Genomic DNA, 20,032 nt, shown 5'->3' on the forward strand with positions numbered 1-20,032 from the left:
GACCAGGACCGCCACGCACGCCGCCGTGCCCCGCCGGACGGACGCGACCGCGCGCGCCTCCTCCGGCGTCAGCCGCCCGAACACCGCGACCACCAGCCCGTCGCCGTCCCGCCCGGACCCGCCGACCAGCGCCGCGAGGCCCCGGTCCAGCGCCGCGCCGTCCCCGGGACGCGCGACCGCCAGGCTGTCCAGCAGCAGGCCCTCGAACTCGCCCGCGTAGTCGGCCGTCGGCGCGAGCTTCTCCCCGGCGTCGGTGACCAGGCGCAGCGCCATGCCCATCCGGCCGAGGTGCACCCCGACGGACGCGGTCGCCGACACCGCCTGCTCGAACGTCGCGCCCGGCCCCTCGCCCCGGTGCGCCAGGCTCCGGGTGTCCAGGAACAGCGTGCCCCGGCTCTGCCAGTGCTGCTCCTCGCGCCGCACCATCAGCTCGCCGCGCCGCGCCGTCGACCGCCAGTGGACGCGCCGCAGGTCGTCCCCGTGCCGGTACTCGCGGGGCGCGATGTCGTCCTCGCCCGCCGTCGAGACCGTCCGGGCCAGGCTGTCGCCGCCGCCCGCCCACGCCCCGGCGAGCCGCCCGGACGGCAGCGGCACGATCGCCGGCGTCACCGTCAGGGTGTCGGTGAGGCTGAACGAGCGGACCAGCTCGACCATCCCGAACGGGTCGGCGAGCCGCACGGTCAGCGGCCCGACGCGGAACCGCCCGCGCACGTCCGACCGGATCCGGTAGCTCAGCTCGCGGGACCCGCGCGGCTCGATCCGGTCGATCACGAACCTGGGCCGCCCGCCGAGCGCGAACGGCACCCGGTCCTCGACCATCAGCAGCCCGCTCGGCAGCCGCGACACGTTCTCCAGCCGCAGTTCCGCCCGCGACTCGTGCCCGACGGGCAGCCGCGGCGGCTCGAGACGGCGCGCGCACGCGAGCCGGTACCGCGTCCGCGACACGACCCACGTGCAGATCAGCGGCAGCGCCAGCACGAGCACGCCCGCGCGCAGCAGGTCGCGCTCGCCGAGCACGAACGCGCACACGATCGCGGTGGCCCCGGCCGCGACGAACGACCGGCCCCGCGTGGTCAGACCCGCCAGGGCCCGCCGCACCCCGTCAGCCCCGGGGGGACGGGACGGGCAGCCGGTGCACCAGCTCGGTCACCACGTGCTCCGGGCGCCGCCGCTCGACCTGCGCCTCGGCGCTCGGCAGCAGCCGGTGCGCCAGCACCGGGACGGCCAGCTCCTGGACGTCGTCCGGCAGCACGTAGTCGCGGTCGTCGAGCGCCGCGTACGCGCGCGCCGCGCGCACGAGGTGAAGGGTCGCCCGCGGGGACGCGCCGAGCCGCAGCTCCGGATGGTTCCGCGTCGCGGTGACCAGGTCGATCGCGTACTGCCGGACGGACTCGGCGACGTGCTGGCGCCGCACCACCTCGATGAGCGCGCGCACGTCGGACGCGTGCGCCACCGGCTCCAGGTCGTCCAGCGGGTTCGCCTCGCCGTGCGTGTCGAGCATCTCCAGCTCGGCGGCCGGGTCGGGGTACCCCATCGAGATCCGCGCGGTGAACCGGTCGCGCTGCGCCTCGGGGAGGGGGTAGGTGCCCTCCATCTCCACCGGGTTCTGCGTCGCGATCACCATGAACGGACGCTCCAGCGGGTACGTCGTCCCGTCCACGGTGACCTGCCGCTCCTCCATGCACTCCAGCAGCGCCGACTGGGTCTTGGGGGAGGCGCGGTTGATCTCGTCGCCGACCACGATGTTGGCGAACACCGGGCCCGGCTTGAACTCGAACTCGCGCAGCTCCTGGTTGTAGGCGCTGACGCCGGTGATGTCGCTCGGCAGCAGGTCGGGCGTGAACTGGACGCGCCGCACCGAGCAGTCCACCGAGCGGGCCAGGGCCTTGGCGAGCATCGTCTTGCCGACGCCCGGCACGTCCTCGATCAGCAGGTGGCCCTCGGCCAGCAGGACGGTCAGCGCGAGCCGCACCGCCCGGGGCTTGCCCTCGACCACCGTCTCCACGGCGTCCCGGATGCGCCCGCTCACCCGCGCGAGGTCGTCCAGGCCGCGGGGGGAACCGGCCCGGGATCCGTCCGTGAGGCCGTCCCCGGAGCGGGGGGCGGGCGTCGAGCGCCCGGTCCCGGTCGCCGGGTCCCCGTGCATCCCTACTGCCACCAACCAACCCTCCTCAGCCGCCCGGCCGCCCGGACGGCGCCCCGGTGCGCAACCCTTGCACGGACGTCCGCGCGGCTCCTCCGTTTCCGGACGAACCGCACCGCGTGCCCGCGACACCCGCGGCCCCGCCGCCGGTGTTGCACCGACAGTACGTCTCCCCGCCGACGGCCGCGATGGTCATGGGGATCGGAGCCATTGTGCTCCACCCGCGCGTCCGGCACAGCCCGCGAGACGCCCCACTTTCCCCCATCGCGGCCCCCGCCGAGGCCCCCGGCGGGACGCCCCGGAACGCTCCGGGCTGCGTCAGGACGCGTTGTCAAGTCGTCCCGCCGGAACGCCGTGACGCGCCGCCCCACCGCGCGCCCCCCGGAAGGCCACCCCGCCTGACCTGCGGAATCGTTCGCGAAATCCGCGCGCGGCAGGTGTTTTCGTAGTTGACGGTGGGGAAGAGTGGAGTAGAGTGGGGCGCCGTGGGGAGCGGTAGCGCCCCCCACGGCGCAGGAGGTGGGGCCGGTGTTCCTCGGCACCCACACGCCGCGCCTCGACGACAAGGGACGACTGTTCCTGCCGGCGAAGTACCGCGAGGAGCTGTCGGGGGGATTGGTGATCACGAAGGGCCAGGAACGCTGCCTGTACGTCTTCCCCATGGCGGAGTTCCAGCGCATCACCGAGGCGCTTCGTGCCGCGCCCGTCACCGAGCGCACCGTGCGCGCCTACGGCCGGGTCTTCTTCGCCAGCGCGTCCGACGAGATTCCCGACAAGCAGGGCCGGATCACGATCCCGCCCCCGCTGCGGAAGTACGCCGGGCTCACCCGCGACTGCACCGTCATCGGCGCGAACACGCGCCTGGAGATCTGGGACAGCGGCGCCTGGGATTCCTACCTCGAGCAGGAGGAGCAGGCGTTCGCCGACATCTCCGAGGAGGTGTTGCCCGGGATCCTCTGACGATCTGCTGAACGTCGGTCCCGAGGACCGGCACCGGCCAGCGTTCGGCCAGGTCTCCAGCCGCTCTCCAGGCCCTCTGGCGCAGCTTCCCCGGCGCCAGAAGGCGACCCCCCGCGGTGACGCGGTGATCTTCCTCAAGGGCAGCGGATGGGGACCTGGCCGGACGAGGCCGCCGGCGGCGCCCGCACAGGGGGCTTCACCAGGGCGCCGGCACCGACGGGAGACGGCCGGACGGCACACGCCGCCGGCCGCCGATGCCACGTATACCGCGAGCAAGTGGCAGCAACATGGGGGTAGGAGCATGGACGTGGGCGACCACGCGGCGCAGGCCGGTCACATTCCGGTACTGCTCGACCGCGTACTCGAGATTCTGGCGCCCGCCGTCCAGTCGGCCGTGAACGCCGGCCGGACGCCCGTCTACCTGGACGGGACGCTCGGCATGGGCGGCCACGCCGAGGCCATGCTCGCCGCCCATCCGACGCTCCGCCTGATCGGCCTGGACCGGGACACCTACGCGCTGGAGCGCTCCGCCAAGCGGCTGGAGCGCTTCGGCGACCGGGTCTCGCTCGTCCACGCCGTCTATGACGACATCGAGGCCGTGCTCGACCGGCTGGACGTCCCGAACGTGGACGCCTTCCTGTTCGACCTCGGCGTCTCCTCCCCGCAGCTGGACGAGGCCGACCGCGGCTTCGCCTACTCCTACGACGCGCCCCTCGACATGCGGATGGACCGCACCCAGGAGCTCACCGCCGCCGAGGTCGTGAACACCTACCCGCCGGGCGACCTCGCCCGCATCCTGCGCGAGTACGGCGAGGAGCGGTTCGCCCAGCGCATCGCGTCCGCCATCGTCCGCGAACGCCAGAAGGAGCCGCTCGACTCGACGGCGCGGCTCACCGAACTCGTCCGCAACGCGATCCCGGCCGCGACCCGCCGCACCGGCGGAAACCCGGCCAAGCGCACCTTCCAGGCGCTCCGGATCGAGGTCAACGGCGAACTGGAGATCTGGCGGCGGGCTTTGCCCGCCGCGCTCGACGCCCTCCCGGTCGGCGGCCGGGTCGCGGTGCTCAGCTACCACTCGCTCGAGGACCGCATCACCAAGCACGTCCTCGCCGAGGCCACCGCCGACAAGACCCCGCCGGACCTGCCCGTCCCGCTGCCCGAGCACCAGCCGCGCTTCCGGCTGCTGACCCGGGGGGCCGAGGTGGCGTCCGAGACCGAGACCGAGACCAACCCAAGAGCCGGGTCGGTTCGGCTGCGCGCCGCCGAACGGGTCCGGGAGGCCAGATGAGCACACGCACCCCGGGGACCGCGACCCCGCCCGTGCCCAAGCAGCGCCGCGAGCGCCGCTCCAGGCCCGAGCGCCCGGACACCACCCGCGCCCGCCCCAAACCCGCCCCCGAAGAGCCGGACGCGGCCTCCACGCCCAAACCCAAACGCCGCACCCCCACCCGCGACACGGACACCCGCGAGGCGGGCGCTTCGACACGCGGCGCTACCACTCGCGGCACTGACGCACGCACCACGGACACCCGCGGTGCGAACACGTCAACGCGCCCCACGGACACCCGCGGGACGAGGACCTCGTCTCGCGGCACGGACGCACGCGGGGCCACTCCCACGCGCGCCAAGAACACCCGCGAGGCAGGCGCTTCGGCCCGCGGCGCGAGCGGCTCGGCGGGCGGTACGGACACCCGCGGGGCGGGTGCTTCCACGCGTGGCGGGGCCGCGCGCGGCGCGAGCGCCTCGTCCCGCGGCACGGACGCACGTGGGGCCACTCCCACGCGCGCGAAGAACACTCGCGAGGCAGCCGCGTCGGCGGGCGGTACGGACACTCGCGGAGCGAAGACCTCGGCACGTGGCGCGTCGGCGCGCGGGGCGAAGGGGTCGGCGCGCGGCGCGGGCACTCGCGAGGCGGGTGCTTCGGCGCGCGGTGCGGGGGTGAAGACGCGGACGCGGCCCGGGACGGCCCGGCCGGGTTCGGTCAAGGGCGGGACCGGGAAGCAGGGGGCGGCGCGCCGGACGGCGCGGGCGGTGCGGCAGTCGGCTCCGCCGCGCACGCCGTTCGTGCTGCTGATCGTGGGCCTGCTGGGCGGGGCGCTCGCGAGCCTGCTGCTGCTGAACACCGTCCTCGCCGAGGACGCGTTCACGCTGTCGCGGCTCCAGCAGAACAACAAGCTGCTCGACCAGCAGCGCCAGCAGATGCAGAGCGACATCGCGCGGGAGGAGGCCCCGGCCTCGCTGGACACCAAGGCGCGCGGCTACGGCATGCGGCCGCCGACGCAGCCCGCGTGGATCTCGCAGGACGGCACGGTCACCGGCAGGAGCGGGGTGCGCCCGGTGCCGAACGCGGCCGCGGCGACCGCGGGCGCGGTGGGCGTGCTCGGCGTCCCCGGGGCGATCATCCCCGGCGAGGGCGTGCCGAGCGCGTCCGGCGCGGGTTCCGGTGGGAGGGTGACGCCGTGAGGACGGCTCGGGAGGCGCGGTGAGCCGGCGTCCCGCCGGTCCGCCGTCCGGGCGTGGACGCGGGCCACAGGGGAGAGGACCGCGCGGCTCGGCCGGGCGGGACGAGAAGAACGGTCCGGGCGCGGCGCGCGCGTCCGGACGCAATACGGGTAACACCCCACCCCGGTCGCCGGGCGGCGCAGCCGCCCGGCGGCCGGCCCGTAACGGCATGGTCCCTCCGCAGCGCAAGGACGGCCCGAAGAAGGACGGCAAGTCCCAGGGCGACCCCGCGTCCCGTTCGGGGAGCGCCAAGGACGGTTCCTCGCGCACGCGCGACGGCAAGGACGCCCCGGCGCGCCGTAGTGGCGGTACGAGCGGTGGACGTAAGAACGCGTCGACCACGGACGGCGGCCGCAAGGGCGCCTCGTCCGCGCGCGGGAGCAAGAGCGCCGCCGAGGGGCGCGCGCGCACGAGCGACGGCGGACGCACGCGCGCGTCCGGAAGCGGCCGGACGCGGGTGTCCGACGGCGGGCGCACCAGGCCGGGGCCGCACCGGCCGAGGTCCGGTGGCGGGCCCAGGGGACGCGGCGGGCCGCCGCGCAGGCCGCCGAAGCGGCGGATCCGGGTGCCGTTCCGCCGCCGCGACCCGATGAAGCGCCTGAACGCGGGCCTGCTCGTGGTGGCGTTCGTGCTGTCGCTGTTCGCCGGTCGGCTCGTCCAGCTCCAGACGATCGAGTCGGGGCACTACACCGCGCGGGCGCTGGAGCAGCGGCTCCGCAAGATCGACCTGCCCGCCGTCCGCGGGGACATCACCGACGCGCAGGGCAACCCGCTCGCGATGACGGTCGAGGCGCGGCTGATCTACGCCGACCCGAGCGTGATCAAGCCGGAGAAGCGGCAGCAGATCGCGGGCGCGCTGGCGCCGATGCTGGGGCTCGACCAGGCGGCCGTCCTGAAGCAGCTGTCCCGGCAGAACAGCCGGTACGAGGTGCTCGCCCACGGCGTCCGGCCGGACCAGGCGCGCCTGGTGCTCGGCATGAAGTTCCTCGGCATCGGCACCTATCCCGAGTACCGGCGCGAGTATCCCAACGACTCGCTCGCCGCCGGGGTGATCGGGTTCGTGAACGCCGAGGGACGCGGCGGCGCGGGCCTGGAGTACTCGATGAACCGGCAGCTCGCCGGGCGCGCCGGGTGGCAGCGCATCGAGATCAGCCCGGACGGCCAGCACATCCCGATGGGCGAGGACCAGAAGCGCCCGCCGGTGCCCGGCAAGGGCCTGCGGCTGACGCTGATGCGCGACGTCCAGTACAAGGCGCAGCAGGCGATCGAGGCGCAGGTGAAGGCGACCGGCGCGCGCAGCGGCAGCGTGATCGTGATGGATCCGCGCAACGGCCAGCTGCTCGCGATGGCGTCCGCGCCCGGCTACGACCCGAACGACTACGGCAAGTCCAACTGGCGCCGGTGGGGGAGTCCGCTGGTCCAGGAGGCGTACGAGCCGGGCAGCACCGGCAAGGTCGTCACGGCCGCGGCGGTGCTCGAACGCGGCGGGGTGACGCCGGAGACGACGTTCCGGGTGCCCTACAGCGTCCGCAGGTACGACCGGACGTTCCACGACTCCGAGGAGCACGCCACCGAGCGGCTGACGTTCGCCGGGGTGCTCGCCAAGTCCAGCAACGTCGGGACGATCCTGGCCAGCGAGCGCATCGACCAGGACACGCTCTACAAGTTCCTGCGCGACTTCGGGTTCGGTCAGAAGACCGCGGTCGGGCTGCCCGCCGAGACCCCGGGTCAGCTGCGCGCGCCGAAGCAGTGGTCGGGCACCGACCGGTATCCGATCGCGTTCGGCCAGTCGCTGTCGGTGAACGCGCTGCAGATGGCGAGCGTGTACTCGACGATCGCCAACGGCGGCGTCCGGGTCGCGCCGAACCTGGTCGCGGGCACGACCGCCGACGACGGCTCGTTCACCCCGGCCGCCGCGCCCGCGCAGAAGCGCGTGATCAGCCAGCGGACGGCGCAGGAGATCCGGGACATGCTGGAGGGCGTCACCACCAAGGAGGGCACCGCGCCGAAGGCGCAGATCCCCGGCTACCGGGTGGCGGGCAAGACCGGCACCGCGCAGATCGTCAACCCGAGCACCGGCACCTACGAGGACGGCGGCTACACGGCCTCGTTCGCCGGGTTCGCCCCGGCCGACGCGCCGCAGCTGGTCGTCCAGGTCGTGCTCCAGCATCCGACCCGCGGCAGCTACTTCGGCGGCGACGTCGCGGCGCCGGTGTTCAAGGACGTGATGAACTTCGCGCTGCAGACCCGGAAGATCCCGCCGAGCGGAAGCCGGGCCCCGTCCGTCAAGATCTACGCCGACGACTGAGCGCAGCGAGTACCCTGACCCGCCGTGACCTCCGCACCGTTGACCCCGTATATCCGCACACCCGGCCCCGCTCCGGCCCGCACCGAAAGACACGCCATGCGCCCGACCTCCAACCCGGCCCGTCCGCTGACCGGCCTCGCGTCGACGCTGGGCCTTCCGGCCGAGGACCACTGGTCCGGGGTGACCGTGTCGGGGATCACGCACGACTCGCGCGCGGTGCTGCCCGGCGACGTGTACGCGGCCCTGCCGGGCGCGCGTGTCCACGGCGCCCGGTTCGCCGCCCAGGCCGCGGAGAAGGGCGCCACGGCGATCCTGACGGACCCCACGGGCTTGGAGCGGGCGACGGCGGCCGGGCTGCCCGTCCTGGTCGTGGACGACCCGCGCGCGGTGCTCGGCACGGCGGCCTCGTGGGTGTACGGGGAGCCGGTGCAGGACCTGACGCTGATCGGCGTGACCGGCACCAGCGGCAAGACCACCACGACGTTCCTGCTGGACGCGGGCCTGCGCGCGGCCGGGACCACCACCGGCCTGGTCGGCGGGGTGGAGATCCGGGTCGGGGACGAGACCGTCCCCGGCGAGCTGACCACGCCCGAGTCGACCGACCTGCACGCGCTGTTCGCGATGATGCGCGAGCGCGGCGTCGGCGCGGCGGCGATGGAGGTGTCCAGCCACGCGCTGGAGCAGGCCCGGGTCGGCGGCGCCCGGTACGACGTCGCGATCTTCAACAACCTGTCCCAGGACCACCTGGACTACCACCCGACGATGCGGGACTACTTCCTGGCGAAGGCGAAGCTGTTCACGCCGGGGTACAGCCGGGTCGGCGTGGTGAACCTGGACGACGAGTACGGCCGCGAGCTGCTGACGATCGCGACCGTCCCGACCACGACGTTCTCGGCGTCCGGCGACCCGGAGGCCGACTGGCGGGCGGTGGACGTGCGGATCGGCGCGGACGGCAGCGTCTTCCGCGTCCTCGGCCCGGGCGGCATCGAGGCGGACGCGTCGGTCCAGCTGCCCGGCCCGTTCAACGTGGCGAACGCCCTCGGGGCGATCGTGGCGCTCGTGGAGGCCGGGATCACGCTGCCGGTGGCGGTGCGGGGGGTCGGGTCGCTGACCGGCGTCCCGGGGCGCCTGGAGCGCGTGGACGAGGGCCAGGAGTACGTCGCGCTGGTGGACTACTCGCACAAGCCGGGCGCGGTCGAGGCGGTGCTGACGTCCCTGCGGAAGGTGACCGAGGGGCGGCTGACGATCGTCCTCGGCTGCGGGGGCGACCGGGACCGCGGTAAGCGCCCGCTGATGGGCGAGGCCGCCGCGCGGCTGGCCGACATGGCGTATTTCACGAATGACAACCCGAGGTCGGAGGACCCGCTGGGCATCCTCGCCGCTATGGTCGAGGGCGGGCTCAAGGTCCCCCAGACCGAGCGCGCGCACATCGTGGTCGAGCCCGACCGCGCTGCCGCCATCGCGCTGGCGATCGGGCGGGCCCGTCGCGGCGACGTCGTGGTCGTCGCGGGCAAGGGCCACGAGCAGGGCCAGTACGTGGCCGGTGAGGTACATCCGTTCGACGACCGCCAGGTCGTCCGCGCCGCGATCCGCGCCCAGCAGGACCGCGCGCGGGACCGCGACCGCGGCGCCGCCGGGCGAACCCCGGCGGGGACCGGCGCGTCGAACGGGCAGGACGTGAGAGGGGACGGGACGCAGGCGTGATCCCACTTCCGCTGTCGAGGATCGCCGAGCTCGCGGGCGGCGTCGTGACCGGTCTTCCGCCGGACGGCCCGGAGCCGGTGGTGCGCGGGCCCGTGGTGATCGACTCCCGGGAGGCCGGCCCCGGCGCGCTGTTCGCGGCGCTGCCGGGCGAGCGGGCCGACGGGCACGACTTCGCCCCGGCGGCGCTGGCCGGGGGCGCGAGCGCCGTCCTGGCGGCCCGCCCGGTGGACGGGCCCGCCGTGGTGGTGCCGGACGTCCAGGAGGCGCTCGGGCTGCTCGCGCGCGGTGTGCTGGCCGGGCTGCCGGACGCCGTGGTGACCGGGGTCACCGGGTCGGCGGGCAAGACGTCCACCAAGGACCTGATCGCCCAGGTGATCGAGCGGTCCGGGCCGACGATCGCGCCGGTCGGGTCGTTCAACAACGAGATCGGGCTGCCGCTGACGGCGCTGCGCGCCGACGAGGGCACCCGGCACCTGGTGCTGGAGATGGGCGCCCGCGGCGTCGGCCACATCGCCTACCTGTGCGGGATCGCCCGTCCGCGGATCGGCGTGGTGCTGAACGTCGGATCGGCGCACCTCGGCGAGTTCGGCGGCAAGGCGGCCGTGGCGCAGGCCAAGGGCGAGATGGTCGAGGCGCTGCCCGCCGGCGGCACGGCCGTGCTGAACGCCGACGACCCGCTCGTGGCGTCGATGGCGTCCCGGACCGTGGCCGGGGTCGTGACCTTCGGCCGGTCCGCGGACGCGACCGTCCGGGCCGAGGACGAGTCGCTCGACGACGCCGGGCGCCCCCGGTTCACGCTGGTCACGCCCGAGGGCAAGGCGCCGGTGGCGCTGCGCCTGGCGGGCGGGCACATGGTCCCGAACGCGCTGGCGGCCGCCGCGGTCGCCCGCGCCGCCGGGATGGGCGTCGAGGACGTCGCGGACGCGCTGTCGCAGGCCGGGCCGCGCAGCCGCTGGCGGATGGAGGTCACCGACCGCGCCGACGGCGTGACGGTGATCAACGACGCGTACAACGCCAACCCGGAGTCGACCCGGGCCGCCCTGGACGTGCTCGCGCACCTCGCGCGGGGCCGCCGGGCCTTCGTCGTGCTGGGCGAGATGGCCGAGCTCGGTGACACTTCGGTCGCGGAACACGTCAAGATCGGGCAGCATGTCGCGCGCAGCGGCGTCGCCGGCCTCGTGCTCGTCGGGGACGCCGCCGCTCCGGTGGCCGAAGGGGCCGCGCAGGTGGGGTCGTGGACGGGAGAGTTGGTACAGGTGGATGACGTCGGCGCGGCGGTTACCGCGCTCAGGGAGCGGCTTCGGCCGCAGGACGTCGTACTGGTGAAGGGCTCCCGTGTCGTGGGCCTGGAACGGGTCGCCGAGGCGCTGCTCTCGGGGGGTGCCCGGGCATGACCAACATCATCATCGCCGCAGGGGTGGCCCTGCTGTTCGGCATGGTCGGCACGCCGGTATGGATCCGGATCGTGAACCGGCTCGGCTACGGCCAGATGATCCGCCAGGAGGGCCCGGAGGCCCACCTGAAGAAGCGCGGGACGCCCACGATGGGCGGCACGGTGTTCGTCCTCGGGTCGCTCGTCGGGTACGGCGCGGCGCACCTGCTGACGGGCACCAGCCCGACGGTCTCGGGCGGCCTGGTGCTGTTCCTGATGACCGGGCTCGGCGCGGTCGGCTTCGTGGACGACTACATCAAGGTGTTCAAGCAGCGCAGCCTGGGCCTGCGCTCGGGCGCCAAGATGATCGGCATCATCCTGGTCGGCGTGGTCTTCGCGGTCGGGTCGCTGAACTTCCCGAACCACCTGGACGTCACGCCCGCGGACGCGCACCTGTCGTTCCTGCGGGACTTCGGGCCGGCGATCGGCGCGATCCCGTTCGTGATCTGGGCGCTGCTGCTGATCGCCGCGACGTCCAACGGCGTGAACCTCACCGACGGCCTGGACGGCCTCGCCGCCGGTCCGTGCGCCATGGTGCTGGCCGCCTACGTGCTGATCGGCAACTGGCAGCTGCGCAACTCCTGCGAGTTCGCGCTCGCGCCGAACTGCTACAACGTCCGCGACCCGCTCGACCTCGCGGTCGTCGCGGCGGCGGTGCTCGGCGGCGTGTTCGGGTTCCTGTGGTGGAACGCGCCCCCGGCGAAGGTGTTCATGGGCGACACCGGCTCGCTGGCCCTCGGCGGCGTCCTGGTCGGCCTGGCGATCCTCACCCGCACCCAGTTCCTGCTGGGCGTGCTGTGCGGCCTGATCGTGATGATCACGCTGTCGGTGATCATCCAGGTCGGCGGGTTCAAGATGACCAAGAAGCGGGTGTTCAAGATGGCGCCCCTCCAGCACCACTTCGAGTTGTCGGGGTGGGCGGAGACCACGATCGTCGTGCGGTTCTGGCTGATGTCGGCGCTGTTCACCGCGATCGGGCTCGGCCTGTTCTACCTGGAATGGATGCCGAAGAAGTGACCGAGTCGTACGAGGGGCGGCGGGTCGTCGTCGCGGGGCTCGGGGTCTCCGGGCGGGCCGCGGCGCGGGTGCTGGCCGAGCGCGGCGCGCGCGTGACGATCGTGGACGCCCGCGACGACGACGCGTCCCGCGAGCAGGCCGCCGATCTCGAGTCGCGCGGGGTGACCGTGCAGCTCGGGGACGGCGACACCCTCCCGGACGGGACGGAGCTCGTCGTCACCTCGCCCGGCTGGAAGCCGGACGTGCCGCTGCTGGCGGCCGCCGCGTCCGCCGGGATCGAGATCTACGGCGAGGTCGAGCTCGCGTGGCGGCTGCGTCCGGCGGACGCGGCCCCCTGGCTCGCCCTCACCGGCACCAACGGCAAGACCACCTGCGTCCGGATGCTGACGTGCATCCTGACCGCGGCCGGGCACGACGCGGTCGCGGTGGGGAACGTCGGCACGCCGATCGTCGAGGCGGTGCTGGAGAAGCACGACGTGCTGGCCGTGGAGCTGTCCAGCTACCAGCTGCACTGGTCGTCCAGCCTCCGGCCGCTGGCGGCGGCGGTGCTGAACGTCGCGCCCGACCACATCGACTGGCACGGGTCGTTCGAGGCGTACGCCGGGGACAAGGGCAAGATCTTCACCCCGGGTTCGGTCGCGGTCGTCAACGCCGACGACCCGGTGTCGACCCGGCTCGGGCCGGACGACGCCGTCGGGTTCACCCTGGACGTCCCGAAGCCGGGCCGGCTCGGCGTCGTCGAGGACCTCCTCGTCGACCGGGCGTTCGTGGACGACCCGCGCACGACCGCCGCGGAGCTCGCCGAGCTGCGCGACGTGAAGCCGTTCGCGCCGCACAACGTCGCCAACGCCCTCGCGGCGGCGGCCCTGGCCCGCGCCTTCGGCGTGCCGCCCGAGGCCGTCCGGGAGGGCCTGCGGTCCTTCGTGCCCGACCCGCACCGCATCGCGCACGTCGCGACCGTGGACGGCGTCGACTACGTGGACGACTCCAAGGCCACCAACCCGCACGCGGCCGCGTCCTCGCTGGCGTCCTGCCGGTCGGCGGTGTGGATCGCGGGCGGCCTGCTCAAGGGCGCCGACGTGGACGACCTGGTCGCGTCCTGCGCGGACCGGCTGCGCGCGGCGGTGCTGATCGGGCGGGACCGGGCGCGGATCGCCGAGGCACTCGCGCGACACGCGCCGGATGTCCCCGTGGTGGACGTTCCGGACACCGACACTGGGGCGATGGACCGAGTCGTGACCCGCGCCGCCGCGCTCGCGCAGCCCGGCGACACCGTGCTGCTCGCCCCGGCGGGGGCCTCCTTCGACATGTTCACCAGTTACGGCGCGCGCGGCGACGCGTTCGCCGAAGCGGTCCGGCGGCTCGTAGCGCGGGCATGAGCGCCCCCGCCGCGGAGCGGGACCGGGCGAAGACCGGCGGCGACCGCACGGCGCGGCCCCGGCCGCGCGAGCAGGTCGCCGCCGCCGTCGGGCTGCTGGACCGCCCGCTCACCTCGTACTACCTGGTGCTGGGCTGCTCGGTGCTGCTGCTCGCGCTCGGCCTGACCATGGTGCTGTCGGCGTCCAGCGTCAAGCAGCTCCAGCAGACCGGGTCGGCGTACACGCTGGTGCAGCGGCAGGCCGTCTGGATGGCGATCGGGCTGCCCGGCATGTGGGCGGCGTCCCGGCTGCCGCTGAAGGGGTTCCGGGCGCTGGCGTTCCCGATGCTGCTGCTGTCGTTCGCGGCGCTCGCACTGGTGCTGGTGCCGGGGCTCGGCCGTGAGGCGGGCGGCGCGACCCGCTGGATCAGCCTCGGGCCGATCCAGATCCAGCCGTCCGAGCCCGCCAAGCTCGGTCTCGTCCTGTGGGGCGCGGACATCCTCGCCCGCAAGGAGAAGCTGGGGCAGCTCACCGAGTGGCGTCCGCTGCTGATGCCGCTGCTGCCCGGCGCGGGCCTGCTGGTGCTGCTGGTCATGCTCGGCGACGACCTCGGCACCACGCTGGTGCTGCTCACGATCTTCCTGGCGCTGCTGTGGGTGGTCGGCGCGCCCGGACGGCTGTTCGTCGGCATGGCCGGCCTGGTCGGCCTGCTGGTGTCGATCCTCATCGTGGTCGAGCCGTACCGGATGCAGCGGCTCACCGGGTTCCTGGACCAGTCCGGCAACCAGCTGACGTTCAACTACCAGGGCACCCAGGGTCTGTACGCCCTCTCGTCCGGCGGCCTGACCGGCACCGGGCTGGGGGAGGGGCGGGCCAAGTGGGACTTCCTCCCGCATGCCGAGACCGACTTCATCTTCGCGATCATCGGCGAGGAGCTCGGGCTGGTCGGGACGCTGGTGGTGCTCGGCCTGTTCGGGCTGCTCGCCTACGCCGGGCTGCGCATCGCCCGCCGCGTCAAGGACCCGTTCACCCGGCTCGCCGCGGCCGGGGCGACCGCCTGGCTGGTGGTCCAGGCCATCGTGAACATCGGCGCGGTCATCGGTGTGCTTCCCATCACAGGCATCCCGTTGCCCCTGGTCTCCTATGGTGGATCGGCCCTCATCCCCACCCTGATCGCGCTCGGGATGCTGCTGGCGTTCGCCAAGCGTGAGCCGGGTGCGAGGCAGGCGCTCGCCGCACGCGGCCCCGGACCGCTGTCACGGGCTCTAAGCTGGCTAGGACTCGGGCCGCGGGGGTCCTGACCCGGACGAGCGCCGGAACGGACCCTGGACGGAGCGCCGGACGGGGGCGGGGGACGCCCCGTCCGCACGACACGACCACACCCGCGCACCCGAACCCGCTGAGGACACGCTGAGGAGTTGTCAACGAGCATGAGGGTTGTCCTGGCCGGCGGCGGCACCGCCGGACACATCGAGCCCGCGCTGGCCCTCGCCGACGCGCTGCGCCGCCACGACCCGAACACCGGGATCGTCTGCCTCGGCACCGAACGCGGCCTAGAGACCCGGCTGGTCCCCCAGCGCGGCTACGAGCTCGCCCTGATCCCCCCGGTGCCGCTGCCCCGCACGCTGACCCCGCAGCTGCTGTCGGTCCCCGGACGGCTGCGCGGCGCGATCAACGCCGCCGCCGGCGTCCTCGACCAGATGCGGGCCGACGTGCTGGTCGGCTTCGGCGGCTACGTCGCCACGCCCGGCTACCTGGCCGCGCGCAAGCGCAAGGTGCCGATCATCGTGCACGAGGCGAACCCGAAGCCGGGCCTGGCCAACAAGCTCGGCTCGCGGTTCACCGACCACGTCGCCGTCTCGCACCACGACTCGCCGCTGCCGAACGCCAAGTTCGTCGGCATCCCGCTGCGCCGCGACATCGCCAACCTCGACCGGATGGCGATGGGCGACAAGGCCCGCTCCTACTTCGGCCTGCTGCCCGAGCTGCCCACCCTGCTGATCTTCGGCGGGTCGCAGGGCGCGCGGTCGCTGAACCGGAACGCGGTCGCCGCCGCGCCCGCGTTCCGCGCGGCCGGGATCCAGGTGCTGCACATCGTCGGCCCGAAGAACACCGAGGTGCCCGACCCGGGCCCGGCCAATGCCCCGCAGTACGTCACCATCCCCTACTGCGACCGGATGGACCTCGCCTACGCCGCCGCCGACATGGCGATGTGCCGGGCGGGCGCGATGACCTGCGCCGAGCTGTCGGCCGTGGCGCTGCCCGCGGTGTACGTGCCGCTGCCGATCGGCAACGGCGAGCAGCGGCTGAACGCCGAGCCGATCGTCCAGAACGGCGGCGGCCTGATCGTGGACGACGCCGAGCTGAGCCCCGAGTGGATCGCCGGCCACCTGATCCCGATCCTGCGCGACCCGGCCCGGGTGGCGAACATGTCCGAGGCCGCGGGCCGGATGGGCCGCCGGGACGCCGACGTGGCGCTCGCCCGCATGGTCTACGACGTCGTCCGCGCCGCGCAGCAGCAGCAGGGGCAGGGCCGATGAGCCTGGTCGACCCGTCCGCGGTGGTCCCGGCCGGTGAGCTGGGCCGGGTCCACTTCATCGCGATCGGCGGAGCTGGCATGTCGGGCATCGCCCGGATCATGCTGAAGCGCGGCATCACCGTCTCCGGCAGCGACGCGAAGGACTCCGGGCTCCTCGGCCAGCTCGCCGGGCTCGGCGCGACGGTCTTCGTCGGGCACGACGCGTCCCATCTGGGGGACGCCGAGACCGTCGTGGTGTCGTCGGCGATCCGGGAGGACAACCCCGAGCTCGCCGCCGCCCGCGAGCGGGGCCTGCGCGTCCTGCACCGGTCCGCGGCGCTCGCCTCGCTGATGGCCGACCGCCGCGCGGTCGCCGTCGCCGGGACGCACGGCAAGACCACCACGACGTCGATGCTGACGGTCGCCCTGCAGCACGCGGGGGCCGACCCGTCCTACTGCATCGGGGGGCAGCTCGTCACGACCGGGCTCGGCGCGGACGAGGGCACCGGCGAGGTCTTCGCCGCCGAGGCCGACGAGAGCGACGGCTCGTTCCTCATGTACACGCCGAACGTCGCGGTCGTCACCAACGTCGAGGCCGACCACCTGGACAACTACGGCGGCTTCGAGCAGGTCAAGGAGCTGTTCGCGAAGTTCGTCGGCCGGGTCGAGGACGGCGGCGCGCTCGTCGCCGGCGCCGACGACCCGGTGGCGCGGGAGCTCGCGGACCTCGGGCGGGCGCGCGGGCTGCGCGTCCTGACCTACGGCGAGGCCGAGGACGCCGACCTGCGCGTCACCGGCTTCACCCCGCAGGGGCTCGGGTCGCGGTTCGTGATCGAGGGCGACGCGGACGGGCTCGGCGAGGTCGTCCTCACCGTCCCCGGACGGCACAACTCCCTGAACGCGGCGGCCGTCGTCGGGGTCGCGCACGCGCTCGGCCTCGACCTGAAGGCCGTCCGCGAGGGGCTGCGCGGGTTCGGCGGGGCGATGCGGCGGCTCGAGCGCAAGGGGGAGGCGGCGGGCGCCGAGGTCTTCGACAGCTACGCCCACCACCCGACCGAGCTGACCGCCGACCTGTCGGCGACCCGCGACTACCTGGACGGCAGGGAGAGTGGCGGCCGCATCGTCGCGGTCTTCCAGCCGCACCTGTACAGCCGCACCCGGTTCTTCGCCGCCGAGTTCGGCGAGGCCCTGGGCCTGGCCGACGTCGCGGTCGTCCTGGACGTCTACGGCGCGCGCGAGGACCCGGAGCCCGGCGTCACCGGACGGCTCATCGCCGACCGCGTGCCGGACGGCACCGAGACGGTGTACGCGCCGGTGTTCGACGAGGTCCCGGACGTCGTGAAGGGCATCGCCCGGCCCGGCGACATCGTGATCACGCTGGGCGCGGGCGACGTGACCAGGCTCGGCCCGGTGATCCTGGAGCGCCTGGCGGGAGCCTGACCCGAGGACCGGCCCCCGGGGGACCGGCGGCGCGGCGTGGAGGCGTGGCTTCCCGGCGGCCGGCGGTCATCCTTGAGGGCATGACCGAGGCTGGGACGAGGCGGCGCACGGTGCACAGCGGCGGACACACGCAGGGCCCCACGACCGGGCGTCCCAAGGACAGGCACGGGGCCGGGGCCAAGGCCGGGGCCGGGGACGGGGACGGGCGGCCGGGTTCGGGCGCGTCCGGTCCCGGCCGTGCCCCGGACGGGCGGAAGGCCCGGCGGCCGCCCGCGCGGCGCCGTCCGAACCGGTGGAAGGCCGCGTTCGTGACGCTGCTGGTCGTGGGCGTGCTCGCCGCGGCCGGCTGGGTGCTGCTCGGCTCGAAGCTGCTGGTCGTCCGGCATGTGGAGGTGACCGGGAACCGGCTCGCGCCGCGCGACCGGATCGAGGGTGCCGCCGGGATCTCGCTGGGATCGCCGATGGCGCGGCTCGACACCGGCGCGGTCCGCGCCCGCGTCCAGCGGCTGCGGGAGGTGGCGTCGGCGAAGGTCGAGCGCGCCTGGCCCGGGACGATCCGGATCGTGGTCACCGAGCGGACGCCGCGCGCCGTCGTCGCCCGGGACGGCCGGTTCTTCCTGCTCGACGCGTCCGGGGTCACGGTCACCGACGGGACGGCGCGTCCGGCCGGGCTGCCGCTGCTGGCGGTGTCGGCGCCGGGGCCGTCCGACCCGTCCAGCCTGGCGTCCCTCCACGTCATCGAGCAACTGCCGGCCGCGCTGCGGCGGAAGCTGGCCGAGGTGACGGCGGTGTCGCCGGAGGCGGTGACGCTGCGCCTGGCGGACGGGCTCACGATCGTCTGGGGCTCGGACGAGCGGACGGCGGAGAAGCTGCGCCTGGTCGAGGCGCTGCGCCGCTCGCCCGCCGGACGGTCCGCGAACACGGTCGACGTGAGCTCGCCCGAGGTGGTCACCACGCACTAGTCCACGCACCAGCCCGCGCCGCCGGCACGCCGGGCGCGCCGTCCGGGCGGCGTGGTGATGATCACTTCGGTGATCGCGGACGGCCGCGTCCGGACCGCCTCGGCGGCCGCCGTTCGCCGTGCGTGCGGGCCAATGGCCGGGTTCGCGGTCGCCGCTGGTCGTGCCGCCGGAATGCGCGGTTCCCGTGTGTCGGAGCGCTTCGGGCGGCCCGATGGGGGAAGCTTGGACCGGACCCGGGTGCGGACCGGGAGGCGGGCTCGGGCAACGGCCCGTACCAACCAGGGCAAGTCTCGCCAAGTCCGCGCACGCGACACGCCGGGGCGGTTGGCGGGAGGTTAGTTGACCCTGGCCGTTAGCCCGCCCTACTGTCCGTATCAGTCATCAGGTTGACATAACTGTAAGCCTCAAGTTGAGGGTGAGGGTTGTACCGGGTCGAGACCCGGTCCGGTCCTCGCCCGAGACTCGATTAGATAAGCGAGCGGAAAGGCCCCTCGTCGTGGCAGCACCGCAGAACTACCTCGCGGTCATCAAAGTCGTCGGCATCGGCGGCGGCGGCGTCAACGCCGTCAACCGGATGATCGAGGAGGGACTCAAGGGCGTCGAGTTCATCGCGATCAACACGGACGCCCAGGCGCTGCTGATGAGTGACGCCGACGTCAAGCTCGACGTGGGCCGCGAGCTCACCCGGGGTCTCGGCGCGGGGGCCAACCCCGACGTCGGCCGCAAGGCCGCCGAGGACCACCGCGAGGAGATCGAGGAGGTGCTCAAGGGCGCCGACATGGTCTTCGTCACCGCGGGAGAGGGCGGCGGCACGGGCACCGGCGGCGCGCCGGTCGTGGCGAACATCGCCCGGTCCCTCGGCGCGCTCACCATCGGCGTGGTCACCCGGCCGTTCTCGTTCGAGGGCAAGCGCCGCGCGATGCAGGCGGAAGCCGGAATAGAGACACTCCGGGACGAGGTCGACACCCTCATCGTCATCCCCAACGACCGGCTGCTGTCGATCAGCGACCGGCAGGTCAGCGTTCTGGACGCGTTCAAGGCCGCGGACCAGGTGCTCCTCTCCGGTGTTCAGGGCATCACCGACCTGATCACCACGCCCGGCCTCATCAACCTGGACTTCGCCGACGTCAAGTCGGTCATGTCCGGCGCGGGCTCCGCCCTGATGGGCATCGGCTCGGCGCGCGGCGACGACCGCAGCGTGGCGGCGGCCGAGATGGCGATCTCCAGCCCGCTGCTGGAGGCCAGCATCGACGGCGCCCACGGCGTCCTGCTGTCCATCTCCGGCGGTTCCGACCTCGGCCTGTTCGAGATCAACGAGGCGGCGCAGCTGGTGTCCAACGCCGCGGCGCCGGACGCCAACATCATCTTCGGCGCGGTCATCGACGACGCGCTCGGCGACGAGGTCCGGGTCACCGTGATCGCCGCGGGGTTCGACGAGGGCCGCCCTACCAGGCCGGCGCCGGAGGCTGACGCACGGCGGGTTCCTCCGGCCCGGCAGAACACCCCCAACCCGTCCGCCCAGCAGGCGCCCGCGCCGCAGGCCCCGGCGAACCCGATCCCGAGCCGGGTCGGCCGCACCGCCGAGACCCCGGCCGGCCTCGGCCAGCCGGGCCAGCAGGGGCCCGGCGCCCCGCACGAACGGCCCGAGCGGCACCAGCCGTCCGGCCCGCAGCACCAGCCGTCCGCGC

At 74.2% G+C, this 20,032-nt stretch carries 15 protein-coding genes; 13 read left to right on the top strand and 2 right to left on the bottom strand.

Going from position 1 to position 20,032, the window contains the following annotated elements:
• Both EBO15_RS37655 and EBO15_RS37660 read right to left on the bottom strand, forming a co-directional pair.
• A partial coding sequence (locus EBO15_RS37655) for a DUF58 domain-containing protein (RefSeq protein WP_122199257.1) occupies positions 1 to 1,098 on the bottom strand: 1,098 nt, incomplete at its 3' end.
• A gap of 4 nt (positions 1,099 to 1,102) precedes the next feature.
• Positions 1,103 to 2,146 carry an AAA family ATPase gene (locus tag EBO15_RS37660; RefSeq protein ID WP_122199258.1) on the bottom strand — a complete coding sequence of 348 codons (1,044 nt, stop codon included), beginning with the start codon at positions 2,144 to 2,146 and terminating at the stop codon, positions 1,103 to 1,105.
• A 525-nt stretch (positions 2,147 to 2,671) separates the two neighbouring features.
• Between EBO15_RS37660 and mraZ the strand changes: the two genes are divergently transcribed.
• The 13 genes from mraZ to ftsZ all read left to right on the top strand — a co-directional run.
• Positions 2,672 to 3,103, top strand: a complete 432-nt coding sequence (gene mraZ, locus EBO15_RS37665) for a division/cell wall cluster transcriptional repressor MraZ (protein ID WP_122199259.1) — start codon at positions 2,672 to 2,674, stop codon at positions 3,101 to 3,103.
• A gap of 301 nt (positions 3,104 to 3,404) precedes the next feature.
• The gene (rsmH, locus tag EBO15_RS37670) at positions 3,405 to 4,391 is read left to right on the top strand and encodes a 16S rRNA (cytosine(1402)-N(4))-methyltransferase RsmH (RefSeq protein ID WP_122199260.1); all 987 of its coding nucleotides are present in this window, start codon (positions 3,405 to 3,407) and stop codon (positions 4,389 to 4,391) included.
• Between the two features lie 650 nt (positions 4,392 to 5,041).
• Positions 5,042 to 5,566 carry a hypothetical protein gene (locus tag EBO15_RS37675; RefSeq protein ID WP_199745067.1) on the top strand — a complete coding sequence of 175 codons (525 nt, stop codon included), beginning with the start codon at positions 5,042 to 5,044 and terminating at the stop codon, positions 5,564 to 5,566.
• Between the two features lie 628 nt (positions 5,567 to 6,194).
• Positions 6,195 to 7,913, top strand: a complete 1,719-nt coding sequence (locus EBO15_RS37680; RefSeq protein ID WP_456047893.1) for a peptidoglycan D,D-transpeptidase FtsI family protein — start codon at positions 6,195 to 6,197, stop codon at positions 7,911 to 7,913.
• Between the two features lie 96 nt (positions 7,914 to 8,009).
• Positions 8,010 to 9,617, top strand: a complete 1,608-nt coding sequence (locus EBO15_RS37685; protein WP_122199262.1) for a UDP-N-acetylmuramoyl-L-alanyl-D-glutamate--2,6-diaminopimelate ligase — start codon at positions 8,010 to 8,012, stop codon at positions 9,615 to 9,617.
• Positions 9,614 to 11,011 (top strand): UDP-N-acetylmuramoyl-tripeptide--D-alanyl-D-alanine ligase, encoded by a 1,398-nt coding sequence (locus EBO15_RS37690; RefSeq protein ID WP_122199263.1) that lies wholly within the window; start codon positions 9,614 to 9,616, stop codon positions 11,009 to 11,011. The genes EBO15_RS37685 and EBO15_RS37690 overlap by 4 nt, the downstream gene beginning before the upstream one ends.
• The gene (mraY, locus tag EBO15_RS37695; RefSeq protein ID WP_122199264.1) at positions 11,008 to 12,066 is read left to right on the top strand and encodes a phospho-N-acetylmuramoyl-pentapeptide-transferase; all 1,059 of its coding nucleotides are present in this window, start codon (positions 11,008 to 11,010) and stop codon (positions 12,064 to 12,066) included. The genes EBO15_RS37690 and mraY overlap by 4 nt, the downstream gene beginning before the upstream one ends.
• Positions 12,048 to 13,445 (top strand): UDP-N-acetylmuramoyl-L-alanine--D-glutamate ligase, encoded by a 1,398-nt coding sequence (gene murD, locus EBO15_RS37700; RefSeq protein WP_122199265.1) that lies wholly within the window; start codon positions 12,048 to 12,050, stop codon positions 13,443 to 13,445. Before mraY ends, murD begins: the two co-directional genes overlap by 19 nt.
• On the top strand, positions 13,442 to 14,725 hold the full coding sequence (ftsW, locus tag EBO15_RS37705; protein ID WP_122199266.1) for a putative lipid II flippase FtsW: 1,284 nt from the start codon (positions 13,442 to 13,444) through the stop codon (positions 14,723 to 14,725). The genes murD and ftsW overlap by 4 nt, the downstream gene beginning before the upstream one ends.
• 129 nt (positions 14,726 to 14,854) lie before the next feature.
• Positions 14,855 to 15,964: an undecaprenyldiphospho-muramoylpentapeptide beta-N-acetylglucosaminyltransferase gene (gene murG / locus EBO15_RS37710; RefSeq protein ID WP_122199267.1), complete on the top strand. Its 1,110-nt coding sequence runs from the start codon at positions 14,855 to 14,857 to the stop codon at positions 15,962 to 15,964.
• Positions 15,961 to 17,382: a UDP-N-acetylmuramate--L-alanine ligase gene (murC, locus tag EBO15_RS37715; RefSeq protein ID WP_122199268.1), complete on the top strand. Its 1,422-nt coding sequence runs from the start codon at positions 15,961 to 15,963 to the stop codon at positions 17,380 to 17,382. The genes murG and murC overlap by 4 nt, the downstream gene beginning before the upstream one ends.
• Before the next feature lie 80 nt (positions 17,383 to 17,462).
• Positions 17,463 to 18,344, top strand: a complete 882-nt coding sequence (locus tag EBO15_RS37720; protein ID WP_122199269.1) for a cell division protein FtsQ/DivIB — start codon at positions 17,463 to 17,465, stop codon at positions 18,342 to 18,344.
• A gap of 496 nt (positions 18,345 to 18,840) precedes the next feature.
• On the top strand, positions 18,841 to 20,032 hold a 1,192-nt coding region (gene ftsZ / locus EBO15_RS37725), incomplete at its 3' end, for a cell division protein FtsZ (protein ID WP_122199270.1).

This window comes from Actinomadura harenae (assembly GCF_003696215.1).
Lineage (GTDB): Bacteria > Actinomycetota > Actinomycetes > Streptosporangiales > Streptosporangiaceae > Spirillospora > Spirillospora harenae.

What these genes read in the sequence shown, in the direction of transcription:
- EBO15_RS37720 (WP_122199269.1), top strand. Translation starts at nt 17,463, where the DNA reads ATGACCGAGGCTGGGACGAGGCGGCGCACGGTGCACAGCGGCGGACAC.
- EBO15_RS37680 (WP_456047893.1), top strand. Translation starts at nt 6,195, where the DNA reads ATGAAGCGCCTGAACGCGGGCCTGCTCGTGGTGGCGTTCGTGCTGTCG.
- murG (WP_122199267.1), top strand. Translation starts at nt 14,855, where the DNA reads ATGAGGGTTGTCCTGGCCGGCGGCGGCACCGCCGGACACATCGAGCCC.
- murC (WP_122199268.1), top strand. Translation starts at nt 15,961, where the DNA reads ATGAGCCTGGTCGACCCGTCCGCGGTGGTCCCGGCCGGTGAGCTGGGC.
- ftsW (WP_122199266.1), top strand. Translation starts at nt 13,442, where the DNA reads ATGAGCGCCCCCGCCGCGGAGCGGGACCGGGCGAAGACCGGCGGCGAC.
- EBO15_RS37685 (WP_122199262.1), top strand. Translation starts at nt 8,010, where the DNA reads ATGCGCCCGACCTCCAACCCGGCCCGTCCGCTGACCGGCCTCGCGTCG.
- mraY (WP_122199264.1), top strand. Translation starts at nt 11,008, where the DNA reads ATGACCAACATCATCATCGCCGCAGGGGTGGCCCTGCTGTTCGGCATG.
- EBO15_RS37660 (WP_122199258.1), bottom strand. Translation starts at nt 2,146, where the DNA reads ATGCACGGGGACCCGGCGACCGGGACCGGGCGCTCGACGCCCGCCCCC.
- murD (WP_122199265.1), top strand. Translation starts at nt 12,048, where the DNA reads ATGGATGCCGAAGAAGTGACCGAGTCGTACGAGGGGCGGCGGGTCGTC.
- rsmH (WP_122199260.1), top strand. Translation starts at nt 3,405, where the DNA reads ATGGACGTGGGCGACCACGCGGCGCAGGCCGGTCACATTCCGGTACTG.